The sequence below is a fragment of the Streptomyces sp. NPDC043876 genome (genome assembly GCF_056435825.1).
This window is the reverse complement of the sequence record NZ_JBWKDV010000005.1, coordinates 299,554-326,085: the sequence shown is the minus strand read 5'-3', so window position 1 is coordinate 326,085 and position 26,532 is coordinate 299,554. Positions and strand designations below refer to the sequence as shown.

The window sequence follows — 26,532 nt, the reverse complement described above, 5'->3', positions numbered from 1 at the left end:
GAAGACTTCGAGGGCGGCGTGGGCGAGAGGTCGCCAACTCAGGCGTTCCATCGGTTGGCCCGGCCTTCTCGGTCGTTGCGGCCGATGCGTCGGGTGAGCTCTCGTGAGACGACTGCCGATTTGCGGTCGGCGCCGTTGTAGATCGCCTCGGTGAGCTTGCGGATGGCGTACGCCCCGCGGTACTCCTCGTCGGCTTCCACGACGTCCTCATCTGAGGCGGCTGCCGCCTTCTGTGCGGTGACGGACTTCTCGTTCTTGGCCTTGACCGCGGCGAGGGCTTTGCAGCGCTCCAGGCTGGCTTCAGCGTCCTTCTCGTCCACCGCTGCTGCGGCCAGCTGTGTTCCGGCGAACTCGGCCCAGCGGGTCAGCTCCACGAAGAGGCTCATCAGCGCGTCGTCGCCGAGTTCCGTCAGGTTGGCCGGCAGGTCGGGTAGCTCGTCCTCGGGTCGGCTTGCTGTCTTCATGCCGCGTCGGCTGAGTGTCCGTGTCGTCTTCGCCGAGAGTTTCTCGTCGGCCTCGTCGAGGCGTCTGCGAGTCATCAGCGTTCTCCAGGTAGGGCTTGCATTGCTTGCAGCCGGTGTCGTTGACGCATTCCGGTGCCGTCTTTCCCGAGTCGAGCCGCTCCTTGATGTCGAGGGCTTTCGCCAGGAGAGGTGCGATGAGGTCGGGGTTGTATCGGACGGTGAACTGCTTGACGTCCTGGTTGAACTTCGACTCGTAGACGAAGGTCATCTTGTCGACGTCGTGGCCGTGCCTCTGGGAGAGCCAGAGGTAGATCTGGCCTTGGCGGATGTGGCTGGGGAAGGGGACCTTGATGGAGGCCCACATGGCTGCTAGGTCAACCAGGGTGCGTCCGTCCGGCAGGTCGATGAGGTGCTCGGCCAGGCGGGCGGGTTCCTCGAAGCGGACCGTCCCCTCCCCCACCGTTTTGACTTCGAGGAGGCTCTTCGCGGGGGTGAGCATGCCGTCGCTGTGTCCGACGATGAGGTGGGTGTCCTCGGCGGATAGCGGGACCTCTGCGTACTCCATGGCGGGGCTGTTGCAGGCTGGGCAGTGCTTGGGGCTGATGTCCCACCAGTGGTGTTGGCAGTGGAGGCATTTGAACTTGCCTTCAAGCCAGCCGATGCGCCAGGCCCGGTTTTGCCACTTGCGGTGGGCTTCGTGGCCGGTGTCGAAGATGTTCAGCGACTGGAAGCCGAAGGACTGCTTGTGGTGTATCCCGGTTTGGATGCGTAGGTAGGTGGCCTTGGGACACCAGTCGGTCTTGACCATCTCCGATGGGTGGATGATGTCCTGCCGGCGCGAGTTGTCGGCCTTGTTGAGCTCGACGATGTCCTTGCGGACGCTTCCGAGGAAGTTCTCCTCGGCGGCCCCGCGCTTTTCGGTCAGGAAGTCGGAGAGGCTGGTTGGGATGGGGGCTCGTTTCCGGGCTCCGACTCGGGGGGCCTTACGGTTGGGGGGTGCCATTCCCATTTCTCCGGTTGGTTCCTGTACTTCTTGCGGAGGCGGGCGCGGTCGTGTGGGAGCATTCCGCCCCAGACTCCGTAGCGCTCGCAGTTCTTCATCGCCCAGACCAGGCACCGCTGTCGCATCGGGCAAACCTTGCCGTCCACGTCGCCGTTGCAGAGGGTGACGGACTCCCGCATGTCGTCAAACCATGGGTCGCTGTCGCGCGTTGGCGTTTCGTGCTTTCGGCACTTTGCTTCCTGGTCGGGGTCGTCCCCTGCGGTCCAGTCGGGGGCAGAGCATCGGGAGAATAGGGCCACTTAGGTCTCCAGGATGGTGTCGAAGGTTTCTTGGGAGACGACCATCCAGTTCCTCCCTCCCATCTCGATCACGAAGACCATTTCTCTCCCTGAGAGAAGTGCGTGTCTTTCGGCCAGTTGCAGCTCGGCGAGCTTGAGCGGGTACTGGCTCTTCTCAGTGGTCTTTGCTTCGAAGCTGAATGCTTCGCTGCGGATGTCGTTCTTGTGTACCCAGCCGTTGCCTGAGCCGGGGTTGACCTTGCCGTCGTACTTATTGGCCAGGTTCTTTTCCTGCTTCTGCGACCGCTTAAGGCCCCGGTTCGTCACCTGCGAGCCTCTTTCGAATGATGTCCAGCAGCTGGTCGATCTCCTCCGCCTTGCGTTTGAGGAACCGGTGGGCCCGCCAGGAGAGGAAGACGATGTAGACGGCTTCGGCTGTGGCGAGGCCGGCAAGGGCGCCGGTCATGCTGCAACCTGCTGGGGTTCGGGGTGGAAGGCCGCCTTGAGGACCGCTGCGGCTACCTCGTCGCGCAGGTCGAGCTCTTCGCGGAGGGAGTCGATGATGGCGTCCTTGAGGTCCCAGGTGCGGTCTGCGAAGTCGAAGTACCGGCCCCTGCGCTTGATGACGTCGTAGTAGACGCCCCAGGTCATGAGGTCGCGCACCGTGTCGTACTCACCGGCCATGACTCCGCGGGAGGGGGAGTCGGCGAAGCAGAAGTGGGTCTCGGCAACCTTCTGCGGGGCGTGCTGCTTGTTCTTGACCGTCCGGAATTTGATGACCTGGCCACATCGGGCCTTGCCCTTGCCCGGGGTGGCCTCGTCGAGGTACTCGGCGCGGGTGATCTCAAGGCGGACGTAGAAGGCGAAGTTCTTGGCGAGGCCGCCGGGCGTGGTCTTCGGGGTGCCCTGGGGGCTGAAGGCGCCGATCTTCTCGCGCCACTGGTTGATGATCACGCCCATCATCGGGCGCTCGTCCTCAACGTGGGAGCGGGCGGTCGCCTTGCCGGCCTTCCGGAAGAACTTGCCGGTGAGGCGGGCGCCGAGGGCCACGCTCAGCTCGTCCATCTGCTTCTCGGTCTCCTCGTCCGGCACGAGGGCGGGGTAGGAGTCGAGGACGATGGCGTCCACGGAGCGGGAGTCCGCGAAGTCCAGCATCACCTGGTACGCCTCCTCCATCGCCGAGGTGGCGTGCACGATGACGCGACTGGTGTCGACCCCGAGTTGCTCGGCCCAGGCCTTGTCGTAGCCCTCGGCCGCTACCCAGAGGGTCACGAAGTCGGGGTCGCGGCGCTGGTTGGCGGCGATGGTCTTGTGGACGACGGAGGTCTTGCCGGAGGACTCGAATCCGATGATCTCGGTCCACTGATTCGCCGGGAGCCCGCCGCCGAGGATGATGTCGAGCGGGAGACTGCCGGTAGTGAAGGGGGCAGCGACCCGCATCTCACCGGCGGCGATCATCGTGCCGGGGCCGTACTTCTTGTTCGCCTGCTTCATCAGAGCGAGAACTTCGGGCGAGAGTGCCACGCTTCCTCCTCTCGATATGTGCCACATGTTGTGGAACAACTTGTTGCTCAAGAGGAGACTATGGTCGCTGCGCCGATCGCGACAGGCAGAGGAGTTGCTCCTCTAAGTCACGGGTAGGTAACACTCGAAGGGCACCAAAAAGCCCCCCGGGGAATCCCGGGGGGCTGGCCACAGACCGGTCGATCAGGCGGCTGGTACAGGGTGTATGTGATGCGCGGCGAGCGCGTAGACGACAAGTCCTGTTTGCAGGTTCACCCGGCAGGAGATCAGCCCGTCCTCGACCGCCTGCCCCAACGCCTCGCCGGCGAGGCCGTCGTTGAGCAGATCCTGCACGTTGTCCGGTATCCGGACTTCCCCCGCCTGACCCATGTCCACTTGACGCACTCCCCCTCAGCGGACCGCACCCCGCACCCCTACACGTAGGGGGACCCATCCGAGACTCGGAGGGTCGACGTCCGCATGAAAAGGATGCGTGGCGCACGTGTGGTTGTCAACTAAACTTTCCAAAGGTCCCTGGCCGCTCCGGAGTGCGCTTGTGCTCTTGAGCTGGGACAACGCAAGCTACAACCTCGCACTGACACTCCAGGCGCCACGAGAGAGGAGCGCAGTGAGAATCTCCAGAACCCTGGCGGCCAAGCTGAGCTGGCTCATGGATCACCGCACGGACGCAAACGGCGACCGGTGGACCTCCCGCTCTCTGGCCGTGGAGACCGCCGCGCGCGGCGATGGCATGTCGCACGCCACGGTTGGCGCCATCGCCAACGGAACCAACGCCAACCCGCGCATCCAGACCATCGAAACTCTCGCACTGGCCTTGGGCGTCCCGGCCTCGTTCTTTCTCCGTGGCTACACCGAGGAGGACCTGCCGGCACTCGCCCTGCTCGACATCCCCCGTATCCGCCGCATCGTCCACCTGATGCAAGGCCTCTCTGGGGAGGACTTCGACAAGCTCGAAGACACGCTGCACCTGATACACGTTCGCCGCGGCCTGGAGGGCGAATACGTCCCCGAGGCAGCCGCAGAGGAAGCGCCCAAGAAGCGCCGCCCTGGCCGACGACGAACCTTGACCGAGGCTGCCAAGCGCGCAGCCGACACGCTGGAGTAGTTACTCGTGAAGACCCTCATATACACCGTCACCGCCATGTGGGGAGCCGCCGCGACGATCCTGTGCTCCATCCGTGCCCGGGAGAAGTCCAAGAGCCGGGACTACTCCGTAGCAGCCTGGCTCACCACCGCAGCCCTTGCATTCGCCACCTCAGCAGTCTTCTGGAACAACCCCGCCATGCTCCGCTACATGTCCGACCTGCCTGGCGGGTGGCACCTGGGGACGTTCTTCTGCGCCGAGTCCTTGATCCTCATGTGCCTCATGGTCAAGCTGACCCTGGTGTGGTGGATGGCCAGCGAAGGCCAAGCACGCGTACCGATGACCGTGCTCTCCGCCATCAGCGTCATCGCAACGATTGCCCTCCTGGTGCTCTTCGTCAACGACACATACGCCAGCGCCTACATCAACCCCTGGCTGACGAACCTCTTCGAAGACGTAGCCAGCGGCGCCCCAATGAACCCCTCCGCCCTGACATTCGCCCTCATCACCTTGGGCTACGTCTGCGTCACCTCCATCGTCGCCGGCGTGTGCTACGGCCTCCTCGCCGTCGGCACCTGGAAAACCCGGCGCCGAGCATTCGTAGGAATCGCCTTCGCCATGGTGGCAACCATCCTGGGCGTCATCTACACCGCCGGATACCTCTTCATGATCATCAACGCATACAGCCACACAAACGTGGCCATCTCGGCGGACGACTTCGACCTGTTCGGAGTGGCAGGCGCCGGACTGCTGGCTGCGGGCCTGGTCCTCCCGTATACGAGCCTGACCTCAAAGTGGGCAGTCAGACAGCACTGAGACGCAACAGGGGCCACACCTCATCAGGTGCGGCCCCTGTCCTGCTTCCTGGTCAGGCGGCTACAAGGTCGACAACTTCGCACGCTCCAGCGGTGCAAGCCAGCTCCTGCGAACCGACAGTGGAGTCCTCCAGCTCGTAGAACGGCAGGTCGGCCCATACGATCTCGGGCATCTGTGCCAGCAGGTCCCGGTACTGCTGCTCGGTGCAGGACTCGTACGGGGCCTGCTGGTAGGTGTGGTCGCTGTGCGGCAGGAAGCTGACGCCTGAGATCTCGTCCAGGTGGCCCCACACCCACTCCCCAACTTCGTCCCACTCCTCGTTCCTTACCGAGATGGTCACCGAGGGCTTGTGGTCACACCAGTGCCGCTGGATGTCCAGCCAGAGCTTGAGGTGGTCCACTGCGGTGATCTGGTCGCGTGTGATGGCGCCCGGCGGAGCGGCGATCGGGAAGGAGAAGACGTTGTTGGACGGGTTCATCACATCGTCCTCGCACGGCACTCCGTATGCCTTCAGCAGCTGCGACAACGGGTCCTTCTTGTCGGCCCGAACCCGGCGTACGTAGAAGAAGTCGTGCCACGTGTGCATGCCCGAGGAGACCCCCGTGAGCTGGGAAACGGTTCCTGAGGGCTTGACACAGGTGATCGCGTGAGAGCGGGTGATGCCCAGCGCATCGGCGCAGTCGGCGTTGACCGCGGTGGCCCGTTCCCGCATGTCGGCGAGAAGCTGATTGCGGTGCGCTGCGCTCTGCGAAATGAGCATCTCGGAGCCGAAGATGCCTGTGAGGCTCACCCCCAGGAGACGCTCGGTCGCGGCATTCTCCCGCCATTCGTCCCGTAGGAACGGGTAGTCGGTGAGCGTGCTCTGCCAGGTCCCCAGGATCGTGGCCAGCTCGACCTTACGGGCCAGCGTCTCTTCGGTGTCCTCCGCCTCCACAACGACCTCGGAGAGGTTGCAGAAGGAGAAGGGCTTGAGCACGATCTCTGAGCACGGGTTGGTTCCGTACGGGGCGTCCGGGGAACGCCGACCGTACTTGGCAGCCTGGCGCTGGGCCGCGCCGCGGTGGAAGATGCCACGCTCGCCGGAGCCGGAAGCCACCAGGTTGGACCATTCAGCATCGAAGGCCTCGCGGGTCATCCCGTCGGAGTACACCGCGGAGTTGTTCGCCAGGGCGCGGTAAGCGTGCTCCGTCCACCACTCCCCCGACTTGGCGGTTGCCATCTCCTGGTCGTCGAGGTCGGATAGGGAGATCATCGCCGAGCGGCGGACGCCTCCGACCACGATCACGGAGGCGATCTTGCATGCCAGGTCGTGGGCTTCGATCGGGCGTATCCGGCGGCCCGCTGCATCCTTGAGCAGGTGCACAGTGAAGTCGAACAGGTCTGCCAGCGGCTCGGGGCCGGATGCTCGGCCGCCGAAGGTACGCAGCCTGGCGCCGGCCGGCCGGACCTCGGAGTAGTCGACGGCCGGAACCATGCCGTGGACCCAAACGAGGTTCAGCAGCTCCAGGAAGGACTCCGCCCAGCCGAGCTTGCTGTCGCCTACCCGCAGCACTACTTCGGGGGTGTCTCGGATGTCGACGGGCACGGACGGCAGCTTGTCGACGTTCTGCCGCTCGACGCTGTAGCCGACGCCGGTCCCGTTCATGAGGATGTACAGCAGTTCGGCGAAGGACCGTATGTCTGCCAGGGGCAGGTACGAGCAGTTGAAGCCAGCGATGTTGGACAGCTCAAGGGCGTCGCCTGCCGTCATGACCGACCGCATCGACGGCATGACGCGGTGGTTGAGCACCGCATCGCGCAGCTCGTACAGCTCATCACGGTCGGGCTTGTAGGAGAAGTTCTCCTCCAGGTGCTTGACCATGAAGGCAAAGTAACGGTCGACGGTCTCGGTCCAAGTCTCCCGCCGATTCTCGCTGTCCAGATACCGCGCGTACCGCGACAGCGCGATGTAGTTGCGGTACGGGTCCTGGATTGTCCCGTCCGTTTTCAGGATGGTGCTCACGTACTCTCCGGTTATCCGATACGTCCGACGACGCTCATGCTGAATCCGCCGGCCTTGTTGGCTGCCGTCTGTCGTGCGGGAGTCGCTTTGCCTTCAGAGCTGCCCATGAGCCCGGAGGTGCTCTGCACCTTGGGGTACCCGCACTCGTAGCACCGCTTGCCGGCCCGCGGCTCGGTGGGCGCGGCGAAGTAGTTGCTTCCGTCGCAGGACGGGCAGGTCCCTGCGTCGCGAGCATGCATGGCTTGGCGCGGGGCCGCGGGTGCCTGCTCGTAGGGCGGCTGTGGGTACTGCGGGGGCGGGCTCTGAGGGTACTGCGGGGCAGGAGGCTGGTAACCCGGCGCCGGCGCGCTGGAACCCAAGTGCTTGCTCCAGAAGTTGCTCACAGCACTACTCCGCTCTGGATGAGTCCCTTGTCGGTCAAGTTGGACAGCACCGCAATGACAGAGGCGGTCAGAATTGTCTGGTAGTCCGAACGGAACGACGAATAACCAACCGGGTCGTCTTCCAAATCAGAGGTGTCCAGAATACCCCCGAAGAGTAGATCGGTGGCGAGCTGCCCATAAACGGCGAGGAGAGGCATCAGTGGCTCAATTGCCGCGAGCCGTTCGACAGAAGCGAGCTGTTCCATCTCCAGGACGTCGTCGCTTCTTCCGACCTGACCGGATTTCACGAGGAGCTCGTTCTCGGCGCAGCCGGCGTTCATGTCCTGAGCCAGTTCGGCCTTGAGTACCTCGAAGGGAATCGTCTTCATATCAATCCTTGGCTTCGGACCAGCGGTCGCACACGACCACGTCGGCGGTAAGTGGAACCTTGAGCCACGCCTGGATCTCCTCGCCGATCATGGCCTCCTGGAGCATCTTGGAGCCGATGTCCACCATGTCCTCGGGGCAGATGACCACCAGCTCGTCGTGAACCGTGAGCGACAGGCGGATCGGCGAGTCAGCGGCCTTGACTGCACGGTGGAGTCGGACCATGGCCAGCTTGATGAGGTCGGCGGAGGAGCCTTGGATGAGGGAGTTGACGGCCCGTCGCTCGCCCTTGCCGCGCAGCCACCCCTGGCCGGAGGCGATCTCCGGAAGTCGGCGCTTGCGTCCCAGGAGAGTCGTGAGGTCGTGGCTAGCACGCTTGCGTACGGTGCTGATCACGGAGCGCTTGAACTCGTAGATCTCCGGGAACTGCGTCTCGTGTACTTCCATGATTCGCTTGGCCTCGGACACCGGTATGCCGGCCATGCTCGCCACGGTCTCAGGTCCCGCCCCATAGACGATGGCGAAGTTGAGGCCCTTGGCCACCTGCCGCATCTCTTTGGTGACGTCTTCCCATGCCACACCAAAGACGAGGGCCGCGGTGGCGGTGTGGGCGTCGACACCGGCAAGGAAGCCTTCGTAGAGGGCTCCGCGCCCGAGGTAGTGGGCGAGGACCCGCAGCTCGATCTGTCCCCAGTCAGCCACGAGCAGTTTGTGGCCAGGCGGCGCGATGAACAGCGACCGCACTTTGGTGCCGAGCTCGGTTCCGGGCCGCGGAACGTTTTGGAGGTTGGGCGCGGAGCAGGAGAACCGGCCGGTGCGAGCACCGGTTTGTTTGAACTGCGGGTGGATGCGTCCGTTGAAGATGCGGCGTGGCTGGTTGTCCCGGCCGAGGTATCCGTAGACGTACGTGCTGAGGAGCTTGTCGACCTCGGCGTACTCCAGGAGGATGCGGCATACCTCGTTCTCGGGGTATGCCTCCAGCGTCTCGGCGTCGGTCGAGTAGTCACGGTAGGTCAGCTTCTCCTTGGCCCGCTTTTTCTTGACGCCGCCGTCCGTCAGCCTCAGCGGTTTCAGGCCCTGGCCGCCGGTCGGCTTGGGGCCGAAGAGAACGTCCTGCTTCTGCTGTGGCGAGTTGACGTTGAAGACCTTGCCGGCGGCACGGAAGAGCCGGGTCTTGATCTCCTCCAGCTTGATGACCAGCTCGTGTTCGAGCTCCAGGAGGCGGTCTTCGTCTACGCAGGCGCCCGTCTGGTGCATGTCGAGCAGGCACTCAGTGACGCCAAGTTCGAGGCTCATGATGCGCGAGAGGTTCTGCTCTACCAGGTCGCCCGACATGGTGCGCCACAGCAGCCAGGCGTATTTGGCGTCCAGGTAGGCGTAGCGGGCGACGGTTGAGAAGGCGTGCTTCTCGACGCACTTGCCGACGTTCTCCGTGTCGTACTTGTGCCGGTACCTGTCCTGTACGAGGTTCTTGAGACCGTTGAGTCGGTTCTCATCGAGCAGCCACCCTGCCACGAGGGTGCAGCCATACGGGCGGGGAGGGACTCGGCCGCCGTAGTACTTGGCCAAGGAACCGAGGTCGAACGTAGCCGAGTGGGCGATCTTGCGCCGGGGTGAGAAGAGGAGGGGTTCCAGCGCCTTCCAGACCTGAGAGGGGCGCAGTTGCCGGGGCGGGTCGCTCCACACCGCGGGGACCACTTCCCTTTCCCCGGTCTGCTTGTTCTTCCGCCAGGTGTCCTTCGATATGAGTTCGTCCCCGTTGGGGTGGCCCATGGGAATGACGATCGCCCGCCCGTAGGTGGCGAGCGCCACCCAGGTGATCTCGTTGGCGATCGGCACGCCGCGGTGGTCGCCGACTGTCTCCAGGTCGATGACGAACTCGTCGTACCTCGCAAAGTGCGCGACCGCCTCGTTGAGGTCGTCAAGCGTGAGGATCACGTCGCGCACGGGTGCGGGTCCTTCCGGGAGGTCGAGTGGTGGGGAGGAGAAGGGGAAGGCCCGTGGGCCGGCCTTTCCCCACCCGGGGAGGGGGCGGGTGGGGAAAGGGGCCGCTTGAGGGGTGGATTACTCGTCGTCCTCGTCGTCGCCGTCGAGAACCTTGCGGACCACGGCTTCCAGCTCGGCGCGGGTGCTGTGGCGCTCCCACGGATCGTGGAAGGTGTTCTCTTCGAGGCGGTCGAGATCCTCGTCGGTGACCTGGGAGGCGTCCCAGTCGGACTCGACGTCGCGCGCCTTGACGGCCTCGACGTGGTACTCAGTCTTGGTGCCCTTGCCGGTCTTGTAGACGGACAGGTAGAGCATCGGCGACGTGAGGTTCGCGGTGGCCTCGTCACGGCCGACCTTCTTCGGGTCCTTTGCGATGGCCTGAAGTGTGCGAGCGGCCCGTACGCCGACCTCCCAGACCTTGCTGACCCACTTCTCGTCGTCCTCGTCCCAGAGGGCGACGTTGAAGAAGGCGACCTTGCGTCCGTAGTGGTCGAGGTCGTCACACAAGGGGCAGTCGTCCTTGGGGGCGAGTCCGCGGAAGGAGCGCTTGCCGGACTTGATCTCCTGGATCCAGTGGAGCTCGAAGCTGTCGAACGGCTCAGCTTCCAGAAGCTTGATGAGCTGGGGATCCTTGGTGATCTCCAGCTTCAGCTCCTTCTGCTGCTCGAACGAGCCACTACCGCTACCGGCAACTTCGTCGAAGGCATCCCAACCAGAAGAGGCGGCGTTCTTCCGGGCGGAGTTCGTCCGAGTGGCCTTCCCCTTCTGGTCGTCGTCCTCGTCGAAGGCTGCACGGTTACGGCGGACCTTCTCGGGCTTCTCCTCCTCGTCGAAGGCGTCGGCGTTTCGACGGCCTGGGCGGGGCCGTCGAGGCGCAGGGACGTCCTCGTCGAAGATGTCGTCGATGGGAGCTCGGGCCATATCAGTCCTCGTCGTCGGAGATAGCGGGGTGGACGTGCGCGAGGGAGTTCGTCTCGGTGGTGAGTTCCGCGGCCATCAGGCGCTCGCGCTCCATGAGCTGGTCGAGGGCGTCGTTGAGCAGCCGCGGGTCGTCGGAGGAGACTGTGGCGGTGACCTCGATGTGCTCGTAGGAGCCCATGTTGAAGCGCTCGGTGACGCTCTTCGTGTACTGCACAACCGGGGACTTCACGCGAGCTCCTTGAGGGCCAGGAATGCTTCCTTCACGCGAGTGGTGAAGGCGGTATCGGTGATCCGGATGCCGCGGGGGTCGCCGTCGAAGAGACCTTCCTCTTCCGCGATGCGGACGATGACCTCGATCTGCTCGCGGGTGTAGAGACGCCTATTACCGTTCGTCGTCTTGCCGCTGATGAGGTAGGTGGCCTTGGGGATGACTCCCTTTGCTTCCCACTTGCGGATGGTGACTGCGTCACGGCGTAGCGCCTTGCCGAGGTCTCCGATGCCGAAGAACTCGACGTAGCGGTCTCCGAGCTTTTTCACCTGCGGCTTGGCGTCCCAGCCGTTCTCGTCGATCTCGCCTGTGGCCGTACGGTGGTCGTCGCCGGCCTGCACGACGGAAGTCTTGGCTCCTCGGACCCGGCGCGATGAACCGGGGTAGAAGGCGGTTGTGGGGCGCTCAGCGATCTCGGCGAATTCGGCGTGCCAGTCGCGGCTCATGCGGCCACCCGGACGAAGCGCCAGCCCTCCTTCTCAGGAAACATGCGCTCCATGTCGTCGTCGGAGAGCCGCCCTTCCTGGTAGAGGACGTACGCCTCCTGCGGATCGAACTGGCGGACCAGCGGGAAGAGGCGGTCGTACACCGTGGCCTCAGGGGGGTCGGTGTCGCCGGCCTCGACGCTTTCGGCTTCGTCGCTGTCGACGTGGCGGGCGATGCTCTCAGCCACTTCCTCGTCGGCGACTTGGGTCGTCGTCCGCTCCAGCTTCATACCCTTGAAGCGCTTGTCTCCGACGGAGAGGGCGGCCGGCAGCTCGATGATGTAGCTGCCCTTGTCGTCCTTGACGCCGAAGGTGCGCAGGTCAGCGCTCATGTCGTCGCGGAGCTTGTTGAGCATGCTGGTCTGGGTGTCGACGCGGGCCTTGATGATGGCCCACTGAGCCGCCTTGCGCTCGAATGCGGATTCCGGCGTGTTCGCGGTCAGGACCGACTCTGCTGGGGCGTCCGAGAATTCCACGCCGTCTCCTCGTAGTACGTGTAGGGACAGTCGCCAGGGCGACCACATATGCGCGGTATCTCAGACCGCCGCATAGTCGGTGGTTCACCCTGGCGACTGACCCCAGATTAGCACTTGTGGAACAACTTGAACAACAACATGTGCCACAGTTCTTTGGTGCATGGGAAAGCCCCGGCGGTCTTTGACCGCCGGGGCTTCAGAGGTGCTGTTCAGTTGGCCAGCGCCTCTTCGATCCGCTCAATCACCTCGTCCGCGTTCTCCTTGGCGTCCTGGGCGGCGAGCCACTGACCCTCGATCTTCCAGAACTCCTCGCGCATCAGCTGGCGGCAGCGCACGATAGTGGGGGCCTCCTCCCTCATCTCCGCCACCAGTTCCTTGTACCAAGCGGCGGCCGGGTGGTCCTCATAGGTCTTGCCGGCGTCGAGCCATGCCCAGACGAACTCGCGGCAGGTCGGCCGGAGCGGAGTCTCAGGGCGCTTACCGCGCCGCTTGGCGGAACGAGCCTCATTCTCGACCTCCTTGGCCCAGAGCTCGGCTTGCAGCTCCTCCACCATCCGACCCAGGTCGTCAACCGCGGGCTGCTCGACAGTGGGCTCCAGAGCACCGAGGACCACAGTCGCCCGCTCACGGGCGGCGTGAACCTGACGCATCATCCACGGCGCCAGCTCACCCCACATGAGGAGCAGGGTCGGCATGACGGCGTCAAAGGCGGCTTCACCATAGGCGGCGGCAAGGAAGGCGTCACCGCAGTTCAGGGCATACGTCATGGCGCCGATGAGCAGAAGCCAGAGCCGGGGCTTGAGAAGCTCCCGGTGACTCCAGCCGCGCAGGGCGAGGTACTGCTGCCCGACCATGAGAGCGAGGTAGCTGATGGTGACAGCGGGCGCGGTCAGGGGCTGCACTCGATCAGGGACGCCAAGCCGGGCGGCGAGTGCCCAGACGTTGCCGAAGTCGAAGCCGAACGCCAGCAGGATCGCGGAGACCGCGCCCGTCATGACGAAGAAGACGGTGAACCGCTCGCCGGGGATACGGCCGTTGGGGTCCGCCGGGTTCACCGACTTCGGCGCCGTGGAGCGGTTGCGGCGGATAAAGTTTCGCATGGGAGGTAGTTCTCCTAACTCGACGGCTCTGGGTGCGCGCCCAGGGCCGTCTTCCGTTTACGTGTACGTATCGCCTTGCCTCACGTACAGACCTTACAGACCTTACAGAACTGACAGGCCGGTACGCTACCGACATGGAGAAGATCGAGACTGTCGGTGTGCAGCAGGCGCGCGACAAACTGCGCGACCACATCGACGCTGCTGTGCGAGATGGGCAGATCACCCGGATTACCCGACACGGGAAGTACGTGGGTGCCCTGGTGCCCGAAGAGTGGTATCAGCAGGCTCTGGCTGCCCTGGAGGCTCAGGCAGCCGCGGAGAACTGAGACAGGGAACGGGAGAGGTTTTCACGCAAGGACTCGACGTCGTTGACCACACGTCCGTCTGAATCCGCACCGTGGCCGTCGAGGATGGCCTCAGCGGTGCGGGTCTTGAACTGGCGTCGCTGAGCTCGCCGTTCCTCCACCGTGTCCTTCGCCATGACGTCCACGATCGAGACGACGTCGTGGCGGCTGGAGGCGCGCACGTGCCTGGTGTCCTGCTGGTCCTGCGCGCCAGCTGAGTCCCTCTGGTCAAAGTTCACGAGGATGCGCGCCTCGGGTAGGTCGAGTCCGTACCCGCCGGCGCCGGAAGCCAGGAAGAGACGCACGTCCTTCTCGTAGGAGAAGTAAGCCCTGGCTTCCGCCTTCTTGAGTGCGGTGTGATCACCGGTGAAGGACACCGAGCGGTACTGGGGAAGGGCTTCGGCGATGAGCTTGAGCATGCCCTTGAAGAAGGAGAAGACGACGACCTTCACTTCTGGGTCGCGCATCAGCTCCATTCGCAGGTACCGCACCAGCTCTTCCAGCTTCGGGGAGTGCTCGACGCCGTCGAGAATGCCGGCCGCGATCAGGTCGACGCAGTACTTGCTGCCTCCCTTGCCGGCCTCGTAGCGGGCAGCTGATTCACGGATCAGCCCCGGGTGGTTGACGAGCATGTGGAGGGCCAGGAGCCGGCCCATGACGCGCCCCTGCACGGTGTCTTCGGTGGGCTTGGCCTTGCCCGAGTACAGGGCCGCAAGGTCGATCGCGCCGGAGCCGTGGCCAGCTGCTTTGGTCACCTCCGTCAGGACGTCTTCGGCGATGTGCCGGTAGACCCTGGCGGTGGGGGCGTCGAGCTCGACGAGGATGGTGGCCCGCTCGACTTTGGGCATGTAGACGGCGACGTCTGGGTCTTCGCGGGTCTTGCGGACCATTGCCGTGGAGACCTTCTTGTGCAGAAGGGGAAGGTTCTTGTAGGCGATGGGGAAGCCCCCTCTTCCCTTCCCCCCGTTGCTGCGGACGATGAAGGCGGGGTCGAAGTACTCCCACGGGCCGAGCACTTCGGGGTCGACCCACTGGAAGACAGAGAAGAGCTCCTCCGGGTTGCCGTTGTCCATCACGGTGCCCGTCAGACCGATCCGGTGGTCGGCCTTGATCCGCTTGATCTTCCGGGTACGGTCGGCGTTGAAGGTCTTGATCAGGGATGCCTCGTCGGCGACGACGATGCCCGGCTTGATCTTCCGCACCTCCGTCCAGTCGTGGACGAGGTTCTCGTAGGCGGTGACGACGTAGTCCGGGCGGTTCTCGCGGATATAGGCGAACTGCCGCCGCTTCTGGACTGGCGTGCCGTCTATGACGGTGCAGTGATGGTCGGCCGGGACGGTGATGTGTGCCTTTCCTACCGGACGCTTCCTGGTGTCGACGTCGGTGAACTGGGCGATCCGCTCGGCCCACTGCCACTTCAGGGCGGCCGGCACGACGACCATGCACGTGATGTGCCTGTCGGTGTCCATGAGCATCTCGGCCGCGGCGATGGCCATGACGGTCTTGCCTGTGCCCATGCCGTAGGCCGCGAGCATGGCTCCGCGTTCAACGATGCGATCCACGTCCTCGGCCTGGTAGGGGTGGAGCACTCCGGTGAACATCAGCGCCTCCCGAATCTCGCGAGGCTACGCATCATCGGGTGGTACGCCCGCTCGTAGGCGGCCCGGTTCTGCTCCGCGGTCATCTCGCCGGGGTCCTTGACGTCCATGTCGGCGTAGTCGAAGTACCTGACGATCAGGCCGGTTCCGTGGAAGTGCTGGTAGGTCTTGGTGCGCTCGCGCCGGCCGTCGTGGTCGTTGTCGTGGGCGTCGACCAAACGGTTGAGTCGGCCGCCGAGGATGCGGAGCTGCTTGGGGGTGAGGATGGCTCCGTAGCTCGACAGTCCGCCGGCTATGCCGTGCGTCCAGAGCACGGCGGTGTCGATGGGTGACTCGACGAGCACCCCTTCGTCACCGTCAAGGGCTTGGAGGCCGAAGAGGGACTCGCCCTTCTGCATGCCCTCGGGGCAGTTCTTGAAGTGACCCTTCCCCTTCTCCTGCCACCCCAGAAGTTTCCCCTCCTCGTCGCGGACAGGGAAGATCCAGTACTTCCTTTGGGGATCCCACAGGATTTCGAAGCGCTGGGCCGCCTCGGCGCTGATGCGCTTGGATTCCAGGGCCTTGGGCGGCGGATCGGTGAACAGTGCCAGGTGGGACTCGCCGATGTCCTCGGTGGCCTTCTTCTTGGCGTAGGTCTGGCCGGACAGGAGCCGCACGGCCAGGTCGATGGTGCCCTGCTCGCTCACCCACTGCGCGGCGTCCTCGAACTGAACTTCCTGGACCTCGGCGACCAGGGCGACGAACGGGCCGCGGAAGTCGCAGGAGAAGCAGATAAAGACCCCGGTGTCCTTGTGGACGTAACAGGAAGGGTTTCGGTCTTCCTTCCCCTTCCGGCGAAGGTGGGCGGGGCAGGCGATACGGAAGTTCGCGGCGTCTTCCCCCACGATTTCGATCTTCAGCTTGCCGAGCGCCGATTCCACGTCCCCGGGGATCGGTGTGTCGAAGAGGTCGTTGTCACCAACCTGCGTACGCCGGGACATCCTCGCTCACCTCCTCGCCGAACGGGTCGCCCTTCTCCTCGATGAGGGATCCGGACTCCCAGTCGAGGCGTACGTGCCACTCGTCCTTGGGGACGTTGCGGCCGGCCAGGACCTTAAGTTTGTAGTACATGGGGTCATCGGTCTGCTCGACACCGAGGGCCAGGGTGGCGTCCTGGGCGAACGCGCTGGTGTAGCCCATAGAGCCGGAGTTCAGGCCGTTGGCGCCGAGCTTGGAGCGCAGAGCCTGGGTAGTGACGACGAACGGCAGGGCGTTGCGCGCGGCCATGCGCTTGATGCCGCGGGAGATGTTCGTCATCGCGAGCGGAGTCTGCTGCTCTCCGCTGACGGCGTCCACGAAGAAGTAGGCACCGTCGATGATGACCGCGTCGGGCTTGTACTCGTCGATCTTCGCCTGGACGTTGTCGAGGGTCATGCGGGCGGAGGGGTCCTCGGCGATGATGTAGTCGCCCATGCCTTCCAGCTTCCGCATGGCCTTCTCCAGCTTCTTCCACTCCAGCTCGTTCAGGTCACCGCCACGGAGCTTGCGCTGGCTGATGCCGGCGAGGAAGGCGTCGAGGCGCTCGGAGATTTCCATCGCGCTCATCTCGAAGGAGAAGAGCAGCGGCCGGGCGCCGACGGCGTGCATGGCGCGGGTGATGGCGAGAAGGGTGGTGGTCTTGTTGGACTTCTCCAGACCCGTGAGTGTGACCATCTGGCCGGCCTGGAGGCCGAGGGTGAGTCTGTCGAGGCTGGGGAAGCCGGTGGGAAGGCCGATCAGCTCGCCCTCTTCGCGCTCCGCGTAGGCACGGTAGGTGGCAAGGCGGTCGTCCACCGTCCGTGCCCAGTTGAAGTCGCTGCCGACGGGGGTGTCTTCTGCGACCTTGCTCATCAGAGCCCGCAGAATGTCGAGCGAGTGGCCGGTGTCTCCATCGACCAGGGCCTGTACGGCTGCGTTGAGACCGCGTTCGGTCAGGGCGGTCCGGCGCGCTCCGCGAATGCGGTCGATGAGGTAGTCGAGCGGCTCATCGACTTGGGCGTGCTTGAAAGTGGGGTGATCGGCCAGGACTGCGTCGAGGGTTGGCGCCACGCCGTACTCGGCGTTGAAGGCGATCATGTCCTCGAACACGCGGCGGATCTCGCCATCGGCGATGTGCCGAGGCTTGATCTTCGCGTTCAGGACGGCGGAGATGTCGCCAGTCTGGATGACCTTGCAGACGAGCTTGTGCTCGGGCGAAAGGACCGCCTTCATCAGTTCTCCCCCTTCCGGGCCGCGATGGTGGTGTGGACTTGGACGGTGGCTCCGGTGCGGCTGGTCGGCCATTCGACTCGCAGGTCGAGACTTGACCAGTCGGGCTCGCAACCGTCCTCGCGAATGCGGTGCAGGATCACCGTGAGTCCGGCGCGTTTGACGCGCTGGACCTGGTGCTGCGGCATCCAGGCCGGCAGGTCGAAGCTGTGCGTGTAGACGGGCTTTTCACAGGTGTCATGCGGCACGGCGGTGGTCCTTACCGGTCATCGGGATGACCTCGCACGCCTCGGTGAGGAAGCTCTGCATGGAGGCGTTGTAGGTCTTGTCCCAGTCGCCGGGCTTGTTGTTGCTGGTCAAGATGGTTGGAAGGGCGTTGCGATGCCGGCCGCGGATCAGCGCGTCGAAGACGTCGGCTGCGAAGCCTGAGCTGGTGTGGTGCTCCTTGCCAAGGTCGTCGAGTACGACGAGGGGGCAGGTGAGCACCTTGTCGAGCAGCTTCTGGAGAATCAGAAAGCGTTCGCGGGCCAGTTCGTCTCCGGTGGCCTGGTAGAGGTCCCGCCAGTTGCGGTGGTCGATGAGCGCCTGGACGTAGTCAGCGAACGGGACGAAGAAGACGACGCCACGTCGACCGCCGTACTGGCGTCTGATGCTGGTGAGGACGGCCGCGGCGGTGGTGGTCTTGCCAGTGCCGGGGTTGCCGAACAGCAGTAGTCCACGACCGATAAGGCTGCGGTCCTCGGGAAGTTCGGCCATCGCCGCGTCCTGGGGTATGTGGCGCTGGGTCCAGGTGGCCACAAAATCTTCGACGGCTTGGCGTACGTCTGGGTGAGTTCGGTCCAGGTTCTCAGTCCCCTGGCCCCAGTGCTTCACCGGGATCCTGGCGGTGCGCCAGACCAGGCTCTCGTCCCTGGTCGGTGCCTCGACGGTCTGCACGGTCCTCCTCCTGAGCGTTGCGGGGAGGCCCATTGAATCACAACTTGTGGAACAACTTAAGACACAAGTTGTTCTTCACCATTTCCAGTCGCCTGCGGGCTCCTGCTCAGCCGGCTCACTCCAACCGCTGTAGACCTCGCCCGGACGCTCGTGCATGGCCTGAGCCTCGCGCCCCTTGCGGACCGCGTCGATCAGCAGTGCTCGCTTGCCGATGAAGTCCTGCCACGCCAGCGCTCGGGAGTTCCGCAGACCCTCAGTCGTCGCGTACAGCTCCGCCATGGCGCGCAGTTCGTCGGGGGTGAACCCAGCGTCCTTGAGCTTCTTGAAATGGCTCGCCAACGCCCGCAAGTTGGACTCCATGCCGAAGGACCAGGGCTGGGCGCTTACGACCTTCCGCCAGTACTTCGCCAGACCAGGGCCGGTATCCGGTCCAGGTTCGCCCCGCTGAGAGCCGCCCTGGCGGTGCACCACCCCCCAAGGTGCCGCTGCACCCTGGCCGTCCTCGCGGGGGCCGTCCAGGGCCGCCTCAACAGCCGCCTGCGGGCTGCTGGGTTCCTCGTCCGCAGGCTGATCGTCATCCCACAGACCGGTGACTGTAGCCGGGTCGTACTGCGCCGCCTCCACCGCGCGCCGCTTCGCCTCGGATCGCCGGCTCGGCCTCCGGGGCGCCGGGCGCGAAGCGTGCGGCCCTTCCGAAGGAAGGAGATTCTTTGAATCTCCTTCTTGTTGCGCAGAATCCTGCGTAACCCCTACGCCAGATCCTGCGTAACCCCCATGCTCCAGAGGGCTGACCAGGTAGTAGTTGCACTGGCCGCCAGCCGTCCTGCGCTTGGTGGTCAGCCACCCTGCATCGCGCAGCTCCTTGACGGCACCAGAGACCTTGCGGATGCTCCACCCGAGGTCGCCCGCGAGCGTGCGCTGCTTCGGGAAGGCTGCGCCGTTCTTGCCGGCGTACTTGGCCAGCAGGCATCCGAGCCGGAAGGCCGCGTCGGAGATGCTGCGGTCGAGAATGAACAGGTGGGGAGTCTGGACCCACAGTTCATGAGCCTTGAGCTTGTCCTCGGTCACTGGCTACCCGCAGTGATCAGTCCGGCCGACTTCAGCTCGACGTACCAGGTATTGATTTGCGGCAGCGGCGTAGCGAGCTCCTCGGCGATGGCCGCGGTGGTGAGCGGCGCATCCGCGTCGCGGGTCAGCAGGTAGGCGTAGAGGCCCACCGCCGCCCGGCTGAGCGTCGTGTTGCTGGCGATGTCGCGCGGGATGCTGATTGGAGCATCAGGCCAGCCGTTCAGCCTGCCCTGGGGGTAGTCGTCGTGGTTCATGAGGTCACCTCTGCATGTCCGGAAAAATGGCAGGCGGGGCGGCCGAAGCCGCCCCGCCGGGAGGCGCGGCTTAGGCGGCTACCTCGCGGATCTCCACGTCCTTGCGGGGGCGCCCGCGCAGGGGCTCCCAGGCTCCGCTTTCCGGGTTCAGCCACTCCTTGCGGACCTTGCTGCCGAGTCGCTTCACAGGCGTCTCGGACGGCGCGGGGTCCGGCGTGTCCACCTCGTCGGCGGCAGCGGTCTGCGCGGAGGCCTGCTTCGCACGCTCCAGGACCTGGATTGCGCGTTCGGTGACGGGCCGGTACCGGACGGGCGAGAGACGTGCGGCAGCGTCCGCTTCATCGAGCAACCGCAGGTGCCGGGTGACGTTCTCCAGAATGGCGATTACCTCGCGGTCGAGCTCGGTTCCGGCGGTGGAGTCAGAAGTTCGCGGCGTTGCCGCCTGGCGGTGGGCGTTCGCCACCTCCTGCTCCAGGCTCGTGCAGAGCTCGGGGGTTTCGCAGGGCTGGACCTCGGTCTCCGCGGGCGCGCCCTTGGGCTGCTCCGGCAGGGGCACGAGGGTCTGTATGCCGCCTTCACAGGGCTCTTCACAGCATTCGGGCGCCGCTGCGGTCGCGGAGCTCTCAGACGTCGCGTTGTCGTCCTCTGCGGCTCGCGTGGGAGCCGGTGCGATCTGCTTCAGTGCGTCGCGGAGGTCCAGGACGGCGACATCCTCGCCGTGGAGGTAGTCCACCAGCTCGGCCAGCTCTTCCCCGTCCTCGTCGCCGCGAGCGACCAGGAGGAAGCGGTCGCCGTCGCTCGACGCGATGGCCTCACCCAGCGAGGCGTACACGTTGTCGCCGTCGGCCGCCGTGATGACGCCGTCGGCGCCGTCGCGAATGACCTTGGCTGCCTTGTCCAGGGTGTGGCCGGTGATCGCCGTGTACGGCGGCTCGGGCTCGACCTGGCCCGTCCAGTTGTAGATGGCCTTGACGGCTGGGGTGACGTAGCCCTGCGCGGCCGGGAAGAGGAAGGCGACTTCGTCGTGGGTCGTGGGTTCGCCGTTCGCATCGATTCCGAGCCAGTCGTCAAGCAGCTCGGTGACGGTGTTCGCGTCGACTGGGCCGGCACCGGCGACTGCGATGGAGATGGAGGTGGTGGGCAAGTGTGCTCCTTGTGCGGGCACGCCGCGCCTGTGCGCGAACGCGCCAGAGAGGTCGAGACTTGTGCAACATCTTAACCTACAACTTGTTCCACAAGTTGACCTACAAGCAGAAAACCCGCCCCGTTCCCAGGGCGGGCCTTCTATGCGGGAGGAGTGCTTAGCCCTCCGCCTCCACCGCCTGGACGGCGGCCGGCACCTTGTACAGGGCCTTGGCTAGCAGGTCCTGAAGGGTGGAGTCCTTGTAGATGCCGAAGTGGGCGGCCACGCCGAACACGAAGGCAGCACCGGCACTCCAGCCGGCCACCGTCGGGTCGAAGGATGCCGAGTTGGTGACGAAGTCAGTGCCGAGGCCGCTGAGGGCGGCCAGGGCCGCCAGGAGCAGGCCCTTGACCCAGCCCGCCCAGGTCTCCTTGGATACGAAAGCCACTACGAGGGGAAGGAATCCACCGACGAGAAGGTTGACTAGGCTTACCTTGTCCATTAACGCTCCGATATTCAGGAGAAAAGGAGATCGAAAGTCGTTCCCCACGGAACATTATCCTTCAGAATTTCCGTGAGTCGACTGACGTTCCTTGCCCTTCCCGGAAAATAGAGGCTCCTGGACATGTTCGCTGCACCCTGCCAGAGATAATCGGCGGAGAAGTCATCACCGTCGAATGCATCGCGCAGCTCGGACGTCTCTTCCAGAAGGACATCGTCGACCCAGAAGAGCATTCCGGAAGCACTGTTCTGCAACGCCGCGCTAGGGGCGAGAACACCCCCGAAGAACTCCCGGGTGGTGGTGTCCGGCGGGGTCCAGGTGTAGTACACGCGGACCCAGCTGCCCTGCACGAGGTCGGGGCGGTTGGCCTTGATCCAGTCGCTATCAGGGCCCAGGCGGAAGACGGTCGCTGCCGGGTCCCATGCCCCAGCGGCCACGGGCGGGTAGCCCGCGGGAACGTTGACCCATGCCGAGATCGTGTGCGGTACACCGGTGCGCAGCATGTCAGCACCCTTGGCGTCAGGCCGCCTGCTACTGGCCGCCCCTACCCCGACCACAGACAGGTTTGACGTATAGGTGTTCGGGAGCTGGAATTTTGCGGAACCGCCGGCACGCCGCCCCACTGCTCCGTCGCGGGTCATAGGATATGGAGCGCCAGCAGCGCTGTACACGCCCCAGCCGGTGAGATCGGCGGTAAATCCCGGGTTGTTGAGGAGGTTGACCCGCTTCGGCTTGATTCGGATCTTCAAATTGCGCGGAGGTTCCCAAGCGGGTACGCGGTATCCCGCGCTACCACTGTCATAAGCGAGGTAGTGGGAGTCGGAGTAGTAGTACCACCCTGCGACCGGTGTTCCGTCCCAGAAGACGTAGGGCGTCACGGACGCGTATCTGGCGGTGCTTGGCACGGTGACACTGGCCTGTGCGGTGGACCAGACGCCACCAGCCAACGAGGTATTGTCGCCCACGGCGCTCAGGCCGTCGTAGACCTCCGCGTAATTGGAGTCGTACGCGCGGACCCGCACCCGCCATCGCCGCGGGACGTCGGTTGACACCGAAACTCGCGCGGTCACGCGACCGCCTCCCGCTTGCAGGGCGGCAAGAGCGTCCGTGTGTGGGTCCAGTCCCCAGCCGGTGGCGCCGGCCGGTGGAGAAGTCAGCTGCACCACCTTCGCCGACCACCCGCCGACAAGTGACCGTTCCCTAGTACGGGTGGCCATGGTGGCGGGTCCGCCCTCGTAGCACATGTGGTCGTCGTGGAAAGCGGCCGATCGGTTGAGCAGGTTTCCGCTGGGAGCCTTGCCGAACTGCACACGGTCGAACGCCACTGTGCTGTCGGCGGGGAGGTCTTCGAAGCGCAGTCCGACACTGGCGTAGGCGGCGCCCGACCAAAGCTTCCCGGCCGGGCCGCGGTTGTAGTCGATGGGCGCAGTCGCAGTCAGGCTCATGCGCTGCCATGCCGTCGTCACGGTCGGGCGATCCGATCCGGCGATGTAGGACATGGCTGGGTCCGGGGAAACAGAGTTGCCGACGGCGATGTCCGCAAAACCTCCCGCGGGGCGCAGGACGCTGGCCGCGGCGTTGCCACTGGAAACCGAGGTGGCCGATGCGACGATCTGCGTGGAAAACGAGGTGACGGGATCGCTGCCGCTCGCTGTGGACGTGGCCTGCGCCATCTGGGAGGAGACAAGGTAGACCGCCATGTCACAGGCTCCTTTCCATCAGGCCGAAGCAAGCGCCGTCCGGCGCGGCCTGGGCTAGTGATGCCAGCCTCTTCGGCGCGATGCCGGGCCCGATGTACTGGTAGACCTCAATGAGGGCGCTGGTGTGGGAAACGTAGATGCGTCCGCCGTCGGGGATCTCCGGCCACGTGGCCATGGTGGTGATCGTGCTGCCCGCGGTCTTGGTCAGGCGAGTACGCGAAGCCAGCCAGAAGTTCGTGGTGCTGCTGTCGGATCGAAAGAAGATCCCCTGCTCCGCGGCCGAGCCCAGGCGCGGACGCGACATGAAGGTGATGTAGAACTTCAGGTCCCCGATCGGTGTTCCCCAAGGGATGCTCTGGAGAGCCCAGACCTTGTAAGGAGTGGTGCTGGGCACGATTGCGGAGAGCATGCCGTTGGAGACGATCCAGGTGCCGCTCGTCGTCCAGGCGCCGGATCCATCCCATGTCCAGGCGCTGGAGTATCCCTTGGTGCCGTGAAGACTGGTCGTGGGCTCGTCGAAGCGCTGGAAGAAGCCGCTACTCCAGGGCGGGCCGTCTGTGACGGTGCAGATGGCCGTGCCCTGGGCGTCGTACCAGTCGATGAAGGCTCGCGCGGAGATGCCCGTCGCACCGGACAGGGAGGTGGTATATGCGGAGGTAGTGAAGTTCTGTTGGGCCGGGCCGGCGTATTGCCAGAAGGTGGTGTCGGTCGCGTCGCCGTCTGGCTGCGCGTTACGGGAGTCGGCCAGTGCCGTGTACGCGAAGTTGTTGAACGCGACCTGGTCACCGGTGACATATCGAACCTGGGGGCTCCACTGCGGAAGGATGTGCAGCGGGATGCCCCACTGACGGACCATCGACGCCATGCTCAACGGCGCGCTGCCCTGGATGTCGGCGATCTCCCACACCTGGCGGTTGCTGCCCGGCGCCACACCTTCGCTCGATTGCAGGGCTCGCCAGACGGTTCCGGCATCGTCGCGTACCAGGTTGTCCAGCGTGTAGGTGGAGGTACTCGACCACGTATTGGCAGTAGGGGTGCCTACTGAGCGGACGCCAAGGGTGCTGGCTGCGGATCCTACGTTTCGTACCGTGCCGGCGTTGTTGTCGACGTCTGTCGAGGTGACGGACATTAGGCCGGTCGCCACGCTGAGGCCGCCGGGGTACGAACCATTGCTGAGGTTTCGCAGGGTCCATGTGGACGGCCCCAGGGTGATCGGGTTCATCATGGCGGCGCCGACGTCGACTCCCGTGGGGTCGGTGATCTTGGACCACCAGATGCTGCTGAGAGTCGGCTCCTGGCCTGCCGCTAGGTCCACGAGCTCCGTAACGCCCAGGGAGTCGAAACCGGCGAGGTAGTCCTTTGCCGCCGCGTTCTTGCCGACAATCTGGATTTTCAGGGTGTGTGTGCCGGCGCCGAGATCGTAGCGGCCGAGGTAGAGGGCCTTGGAGGCTGTTCTGTAGACCGTCCCCCCAAACGGTGGTGCGACCACGCCCGCCAGGTAATGATCCACAGTGCCCAGGGCACTTGGGATGTTGTCCACGCTGTAGGTAGTCCGGCCGTAGGCAGTACCGTCCACGGCCTTGATGGAGAGGTCATAGGTTCCGCCGGCCGCGACGGCGAAGTTCACGGTCACGTAGCCGTTCGTGGTGCCGCTAAGGGACAAGCGCGGCTTGTACGTGCCCCAGACGCCATATGACGACGACCCGGGCGGCGTGTACTTCGTCACGGTGCCGGAACTCGCTGCGACGGTCATGGTGTCGGCGTTGATCGTGTTGACCGGCTTGACCGCCGTCCAGAGCGCGCCGCCGTGCCTTACGACATCGCCGCGCTGGTACGTGAGGTCCGTATCCCAGTCGGCAAAGTGGGGGTTTGCCCAGTTGGCCTGGTCCTGGTTGAGCATGAGGTTGGTGCTGTCGTCGATGTCGACATCCCACTCCGTAAGGGTGGTGATGAGGTCGGCGATGCCTCGGTTGGTTCCCCTGCTGCGTGCGATGGTCGTGGCTTTACTGGCGTGCAGGCGCCGGCTCAGCGGGTCATCGCTGATTTCCGTGGTGATGCCGAGCTGGTGCGCGAGGCCGCTGATCGCGCTGCTGGGCGCAGAGACAACGTTGTGCAGGTCACGAAGCAGGTCGGTCTCTGTCGCAAGCGTGTCGAGTTGGTGTCCGAAGATCGACAGAAACTTGGCGAGGTCCGGATTGGTGATGCCGTCTTCGTAGCCAGTGACCTCGCTCGTGTCCAGCCGGTAGGGCCGCGGTATCCCCTGGTACATGCGAAGGGAGTAACCGTGATCGGCGACGGAAAGGCCGGCGGCTGCGCCGGCTCGTACCCATGCGTCGCCCACGTTGGCCTGCCAGTAACCGGGGTCTCCGCCTGGAAACTTGTTGGTACTGCCCTTGAGCGCGACGAAGTTGACGCCGTTGTACGCCGCGACGTCTCCGGCTTGGTACGTGTCGGTGGATGACCAGGTACTGACGCCGAGGAACAGGGCGTAATAGTACAAACGCCCTTGGGGCAGATCTAGGTCGTGGTAGGTGTGGTTCGGGTTGTCCCGGGCCATTTCAGCGATGACGGTGCCGTTGTCGGCGTGCGCAGGGACACCGAATGGACTGCGCACGATGCGCAGTGCAGTCCAGGTGTTTTGGGTTGCTGCGCCCCATGTGAGGCGGATGTGTCCAGGCGCGATGGAGGTGGCGATGACTGGCTCGACGCTGTACTGCACGGCGCTCTCGGCGCCGTAGAGGGTCTTGCCGTAGTAGTCGTAGCCATAGACGGCCATGAATGGTTCTCCTGGTGGTGGGCCGCAGGGCTAGGACGGGTAGGCAGGGTCGAGGTCGGCCACCGGGCGCGTGTGGCTGGCGTTGGGCAGGGCGCGGATGTAGGTGAAGCCCGCCCATCCCCAGACGGTGGTGGGCGGCACCGGGTTGGGGTAGTTCCCTCGTATCCCGACGTGCAGGGAGTCCATGTGGCGGATTTGGAGCTGGAGTCGCTCGCCCTGGTACCACTCGCCCGAATAGGTCAGGTCGGTTCTGTGGTAGGCGCTGGTCCCGCCCCGCGGCTGGGTGGAGCTGCCCGTGGCCACATCCGTACCGTGGTCCTCCAGCCACAGCCGGGCGTAGAGAAGGTGGTCGAGGTTGGACGGACCAGAGGCGATCAAACCGATGACCCGCATCGTGATGATCCACCACCCGGTCCGCGGGCAGGTGATGGTGGGCCCGTTCTGGCACAGCCCAAGTGGGTCGGTGATCGGCAGGTTGAAGCCGACGCCGTGCCAGTCATCCCTGGGATAGATCTGGCGGACCGACGCAGGGATGCTCGTGCCGGTTCCGCGCATGGATGCCACAGGCAGGTTCCAGCCGGACTCGGAGGCGTCAATCAACTTGTTGACCGTGGTGGCCACCTGGTCGTCGTATCGCTGCATGGAGTCCAGGCGCGCGGCTACGTCTTTGTACTCGACCTTTTTGCCGGAGGCGGTCGTGTAGATGTGGGGCTTCATGCCCACCGCAGCCTCGACCCCGGTTAGTTCATCCTGGATTTCGTTGACGTCGGCGGCCAGGACGAAATCACGGCCGTCCTTGTGGGCTGGAAACGTGCGGATGGCGTTGGGGTAGACCTTGGTCATCTGGTG

Annotated in this window: 30 protein-coding genes; 3 read left to right on the top strand and 27 right to left on the bottom strand. The window is 64.8% G+C overall.

What is annotated here, in order from left to right:
- Positions 1-38 precede the first annotated feature (38 nt).
- The 7 genes from AC0693_RS18620 to AC0693_RS18590 form a co-directional block, all read right to left on the bottom strand.
- Positions 39-386 (bottom strand): hypothetical protein, encoded by a 348-nt coding sequence (locus AC0693_RS18620; RefSeq protein WP_478741338.1) that lies wholly within the window; start codon positions 384-386, stop codon positions 39-41.
- On the bottom strand, positions 301-1,467 hold the full coding sequence (locus AC0693_RS18615) for a hypothetical protein (RefSeq protein WP_478741337.1): 1,167 nt from the start codon (positions 1,465-1,467) through the stop codon (positions 301-303). The genes AC0693_RS18620 and AC0693_RS18615 overlap by 86 nt, the downstream gene beginning before the upstream one ends.
- Positions 1,386-1,766, bottom strand: coding sequence for a WhiB family transcriptional regulator (locus AC0693_RS18610; RefSeq protein ID WP_478741336.1), 381 nt, complete (start codon positions 1,764-1,766; stop codon positions 1,386-1,388). The genes AC0693_RS18615 and AC0693_RS18610 overlap by 82 nt, the downstream gene beginning before the upstream one ends.
- Positions 1,767-2,072 carry a hypothetical protein gene (locus tag AC0693_RS18605; RefSeq protein ID WP_478741335.1) on the bottom strand — a complete coding sequence of 102 codons (306 nt, stop codon included), beginning with the start codon at positions 2,070-2,072 and terminating at the stop codon, positions 1,767-1,769.
- Positions 2,053-2,211, bottom strand: a complete 159-nt coding sequence (locus AC0693_RS18600; protein ID WP_390400109.1) for a hypothetical protein — start codon at positions 2,209-2,211, stop codon at positions 2,053-2,055. The genes AC0693_RS18605 and AC0693_RS18600 overlap by 20 nt, the downstream gene beginning before the upstream one ends.
- Positions 2,208-3,269, bottom strand: coding sequence for a P-loop NTPase family protein (locus AC0693_RS18595; protein ID WP_478741333.1), 1,062 nt, complete (start codon positions 3,267-3,269; stop codon positions 2,208-2,210). Before AC0693_RS18595 ends, AC0693_RS18600 begins: the two co-directional genes overlap by 4 nt.
- 183 nt (positions 3,270-3,452) lie before the next feature.
- Positions 3,453-3,644 (bottom strand): hypothetical protein, encoded by a 192-nt coding sequence (locus AC0693_RS18590; RefSeq protein ID WP_478741332.1) that lies wholly within the window; start codon positions 3,642-3,644, stop codon positions 3,453-3,455.
- Between the two features lie 232 nt (positions 3,645-3,876).
- Here AC0693_RS18590 and AC0693_RS18585 point away from each other — a divergent pair, with 232 nt between their 5' ends.
- Both AC0693_RS18585 and AC0693_RS18580 read left to right on the top strand, forming a co-directional pair.
- Positions 3,877-4,374, top strand: coding sequence for a hypothetical protein (locus tag AC0693_RS18585; protein ID WP_478741331.1), 498 nt, complete (start codon positions 3,877-3,879; stop codon positions 4,372-4,374).
- 6 nt (positions 4,375-4,380) lie between these two features.
- Complete coding sequence (locus tag AC0693_RS18580) at positions 4,381-5,169, top strand: hypothetical protein (protein WP_478741329.1); 789 nt, start codon at positions 4,381-4,383, stop codon at positions 5,167-5,169.
- A 52-nt stretch (positions 5,170-5,221) separates the two neighbouring features.
- On the opposite strand, the gene AC0693_RS18575 is transcribed toward AC0693_RS18580, so the two are convergent.
- The 8 genes from AC0693_RS18575 to AC0693_RS18540 all read right to left on the bottom strand — a co-directional run bounded on the left by AC0693_RS18575 (position 5,222) and on the right by AC0693_RS18540 (position 13,156).
- The gene (locus AC0693_RS18575) at positions 5,222-7,171 is read right to left on the bottom strand and encodes a glycyl radical enzyme family protein (RefSeq protein ID WP_478741328.1); all 1,950 of its coding nucleotides are present in this window, start codon (positions 7,169-7,171) and stop codon (positions 5,222-5,224) included.
- A gap of 379 nt (positions 7,172-7,550) precedes the next feature.
- Positions 7,551-7,922, bottom strand: coding sequence for a hypothetical protein (locus AC0693_RS18570; protein WP_478741326.1), 372 nt, complete (start codon positions 7,920-7,922; stop codon positions 7,551-7,553).
- A 1-nt stretch (position 7,923) separates the two neighbouring features.
- A complete protein-coding gene (locus AC0693_RS18565) occupies positions 7,924-9,867 on the bottom strand; it encodes a DNA polymerase (protein ID WP_478741325.1) in 1,944 nt (647 codons plus the stop codon).
- Positions 9,868-9,984: 117 nt separating this feature from the next.
- Positions 9,985-10,827 carry a hypothetical protein gene (locus AC0693_RS18560; protein ID WP_478741324.1) on the bottom strand — a complete coding sequence of 281 codons (843 nt, stop codon included), beginning with the start codon at positions 10,825-10,827 and terminating at the stop codon, positions 9,985-9,987.
- 1 nt (position 10,828) lies between these two features.
- On the bottom strand, positions 10,829-11,056 hold the full coding sequence (locus tag AC0693_RS18555; RefSeq protein WP_478741323.1) for a hypothetical protein: 228 nt from the start codon (positions 11,054-11,056) through the stop codon (positions 10,829-10,831).
- Entirely contained in the window at positions 11,053-11,541 is a 489-nt protein-coding gene (locus AC0693_RS18550) for a MerR family transcriptional regulator (RefSeq protein ID WP_478741322.1), read from the bottom strand. The genes AC0693_RS18555 and AC0693_RS18550 overlap by 4 nt, the downstream gene beginning before the upstream one ends.
- Complete coding sequence (locus AC0693_RS18545) at positions 11,538-12,056, bottom strand: hypothetical protein (protein WP_478741321.1); 519 nt, start codon at positions 12,054-12,056, stop codon at positions 11,538-11,540. Before AC0693_RS18545 ends, AC0693_RS18550 begins: the two co-directional genes overlap by 4 nt.
- A 209-nt stretch (positions 12,057-12,265) precedes the next feature.
- Positions 12,266-13,156 carry a hypothetical protein gene (locus tag AC0693_RS18540; RefSeq protein ID WP_478741320.1) on the bottom strand — a complete coding sequence of 297 codons (891 nt, stop codon included), beginning with the start codon at positions 13,154-13,156 and terminating at the stop codon, positions 12,266-12,268.
- A gap of 134 nt (positions 13,157-13,290) precedes the next feature.
- Here AC0693_RS18540 and AC0693_RS18535 point away from each other — a divergent pair, with 134 nt between their 5' ends.
- Positions 13,291-13,482: a type II toxin-antitoxin system Phd/YefM family antitoxin gene (locus AC0693_RS18535; RefSeq protein WP_478741318.1), complete on the top strand. Its 192-nt coding sequence runs from the start codon at positions 13,291-13,293 to the stop codon at positions 13,480-13,482.
- Here the strand turns inward: AC0693_RS18535 and AC0693_RS18530 are convergent.
- The 12 genes from AC0693_RS18530 to AC0693_RS18475 all read right to left on the bottom strand — a co-directional run bounded on the left by AC0693_RS18530 (position 13,461) and on the right by AC0693_RS18475 (position 26,526).
- Positions 13,461-15,101: a DEAD/DEAH box helicase gene (locus AC0693_RS18530; RefSeq protein ID WP_478741317.1), complete on the bottom strand. Its 1,641-nt coding sequence runs from the start codon at positions 15,099-15,101 to the stop codon at positions 13,461-13,463. The genes AC0693_RS18535 and AC0693_RS18530 overlap by 22 nt on opposite strands.
- On the bottom strand, positions 15,101-16,078 hold the full coding sequence (locus AC0693_RS18525) for a CHC2 zinc finger domain-containing protein (RefSeq protein WP_478741316.1): 978 nt from the start codon (positions 16,076-16,078) through the stop codon (positions 15,101-15,103). Before AC0693_RS18525 ends, AC0693_RS18530 begins: the two co-directional genes overlap by 1 nt.
- Positions 16,053-17,327 (bottom strand): DnaB-like helicase C-terminal domain-containing protein, encoded by a 1,275-nt coding sequence (locus AC0693_RS18520; protein ID WP_478741314.1) that lies wholly within the window; start codon positions 17,325-17,327, stop codon positions 16,053-16,055. The genes AC0693_RS18525 and AC0693_RS18520 overlap by 26 nt, the downstream gene beginning before the upstream one ends.
- Complete coding sequence (locus AC0693_RS18515; RefSeq protein WP_478741313.1) at positions 17,327-17,572, bottom strand: hypothetical protein; 246 nt, start codon at positions 17,570-17,572, stop codon at positions 17,327-17,329. Before AC0693_RS18515 ends, AC0693_RS18520 begins: the two co-directional genes overlap by 1 nt.
- Positions 17,562-18,260, bottom strand: a complete 699-nt coding sequence (locus AC0693_RS18510) for an ATP-binding protein (protein WP_478741312.1) — start codon at positions 18,258-18,260, stop codon at positions 17,562-17,564. The genes AC0693_RS18515 and AC0693_RS18510 overlap by 11 nt, the downstream gene beginning before the upstream one ends.
- 75 nt (positions 18,261-18,335) lie before the next feature.
- Positions 18,336-19,328: a helix-turn-helix domain-containing protein gene (locus AC0693_RS18505; RefSeq protein WP_478741311.1), complete on the bottom strand. Its 993-nt coding sequence runs from the start codon at positions 19,326-19,328 to the stop codon at positions 18,336-18,338.
- The gene (locus tag AC0693_RS18500) at positions 19,325-19,582 is read right to left on the bottom strand and encodes a hypothetical protein (protein ID WP_478741310.1); all 258 of its coding nucleotides are present in this window, start codon (positions 19,580-19,582) and stop codon (positions 19,325-19,327) included. The genes AC0693_RS18505 and AC0693_RS18500 overlap by 4 nt, the downstream gene beginning before the upstream one ends.
- A gap of 70 nt (positions 19,583-19,652) precedes the next feature.
- On the bottom strand, positions 19,653-20,726 hold the full coding sequence (locus AC0693_RS18495) for a hypothetical protein (protein WP_478741309.1): 1,074 nt from the start codon (positions 20,724-20,726) through the stop codon (positions 19,653-19,655).
- A 157-nt stretch (positions 20,727-20,883) separates the two neighbouring features.
- Positions 20,884-21,153 (bottom strand): hypothetical protein, encoded by a 270-nt coding sequence (locus AC0693_RS18490; RefSeq protein WP_478741307.1) that lies wholly within the window; start codon positions 21,151-21,153, stop codon positions 20,884-20,886.
- A 68-nt stretch (positions 21,154-21,221) separates the two neighbouring features.
- Entirely contained in the window at positions 21,222-22,907 is a 1,686-nt protein-coding gene (locus tag AC0693_RS18485) for a hypothetical protein (protein ID WP_478741306.1), read from the bottom strand.
- 1 nt (position 22,908) lies between these two features.
- Positions 22,909-25,683: a hypothetical protein gene (locus AC0693_RS18480; RefSeq protein WP_478741305.1), complete on the bottom strand. Its 2,775-nt coding sequence runs from the start codon at positions 25,681-25,683 to the stop codon at positions 22,909-22,911.
- 30 nt (positions 25,684-25,713) lie between these two features.
- On the bottom strand, positions 25,714-26,526 hold the full coding sequence (locus AC0693_RS18475; RefSeq protein ID WP_478741304.1) for a hypothetical protein: 813 nt from the start codon (positions 26,524-26,526) through the stop codon (positions 25,714-25,716).
- Positions 26,527-26,532 lie beyond the last annotated feature (6 nt).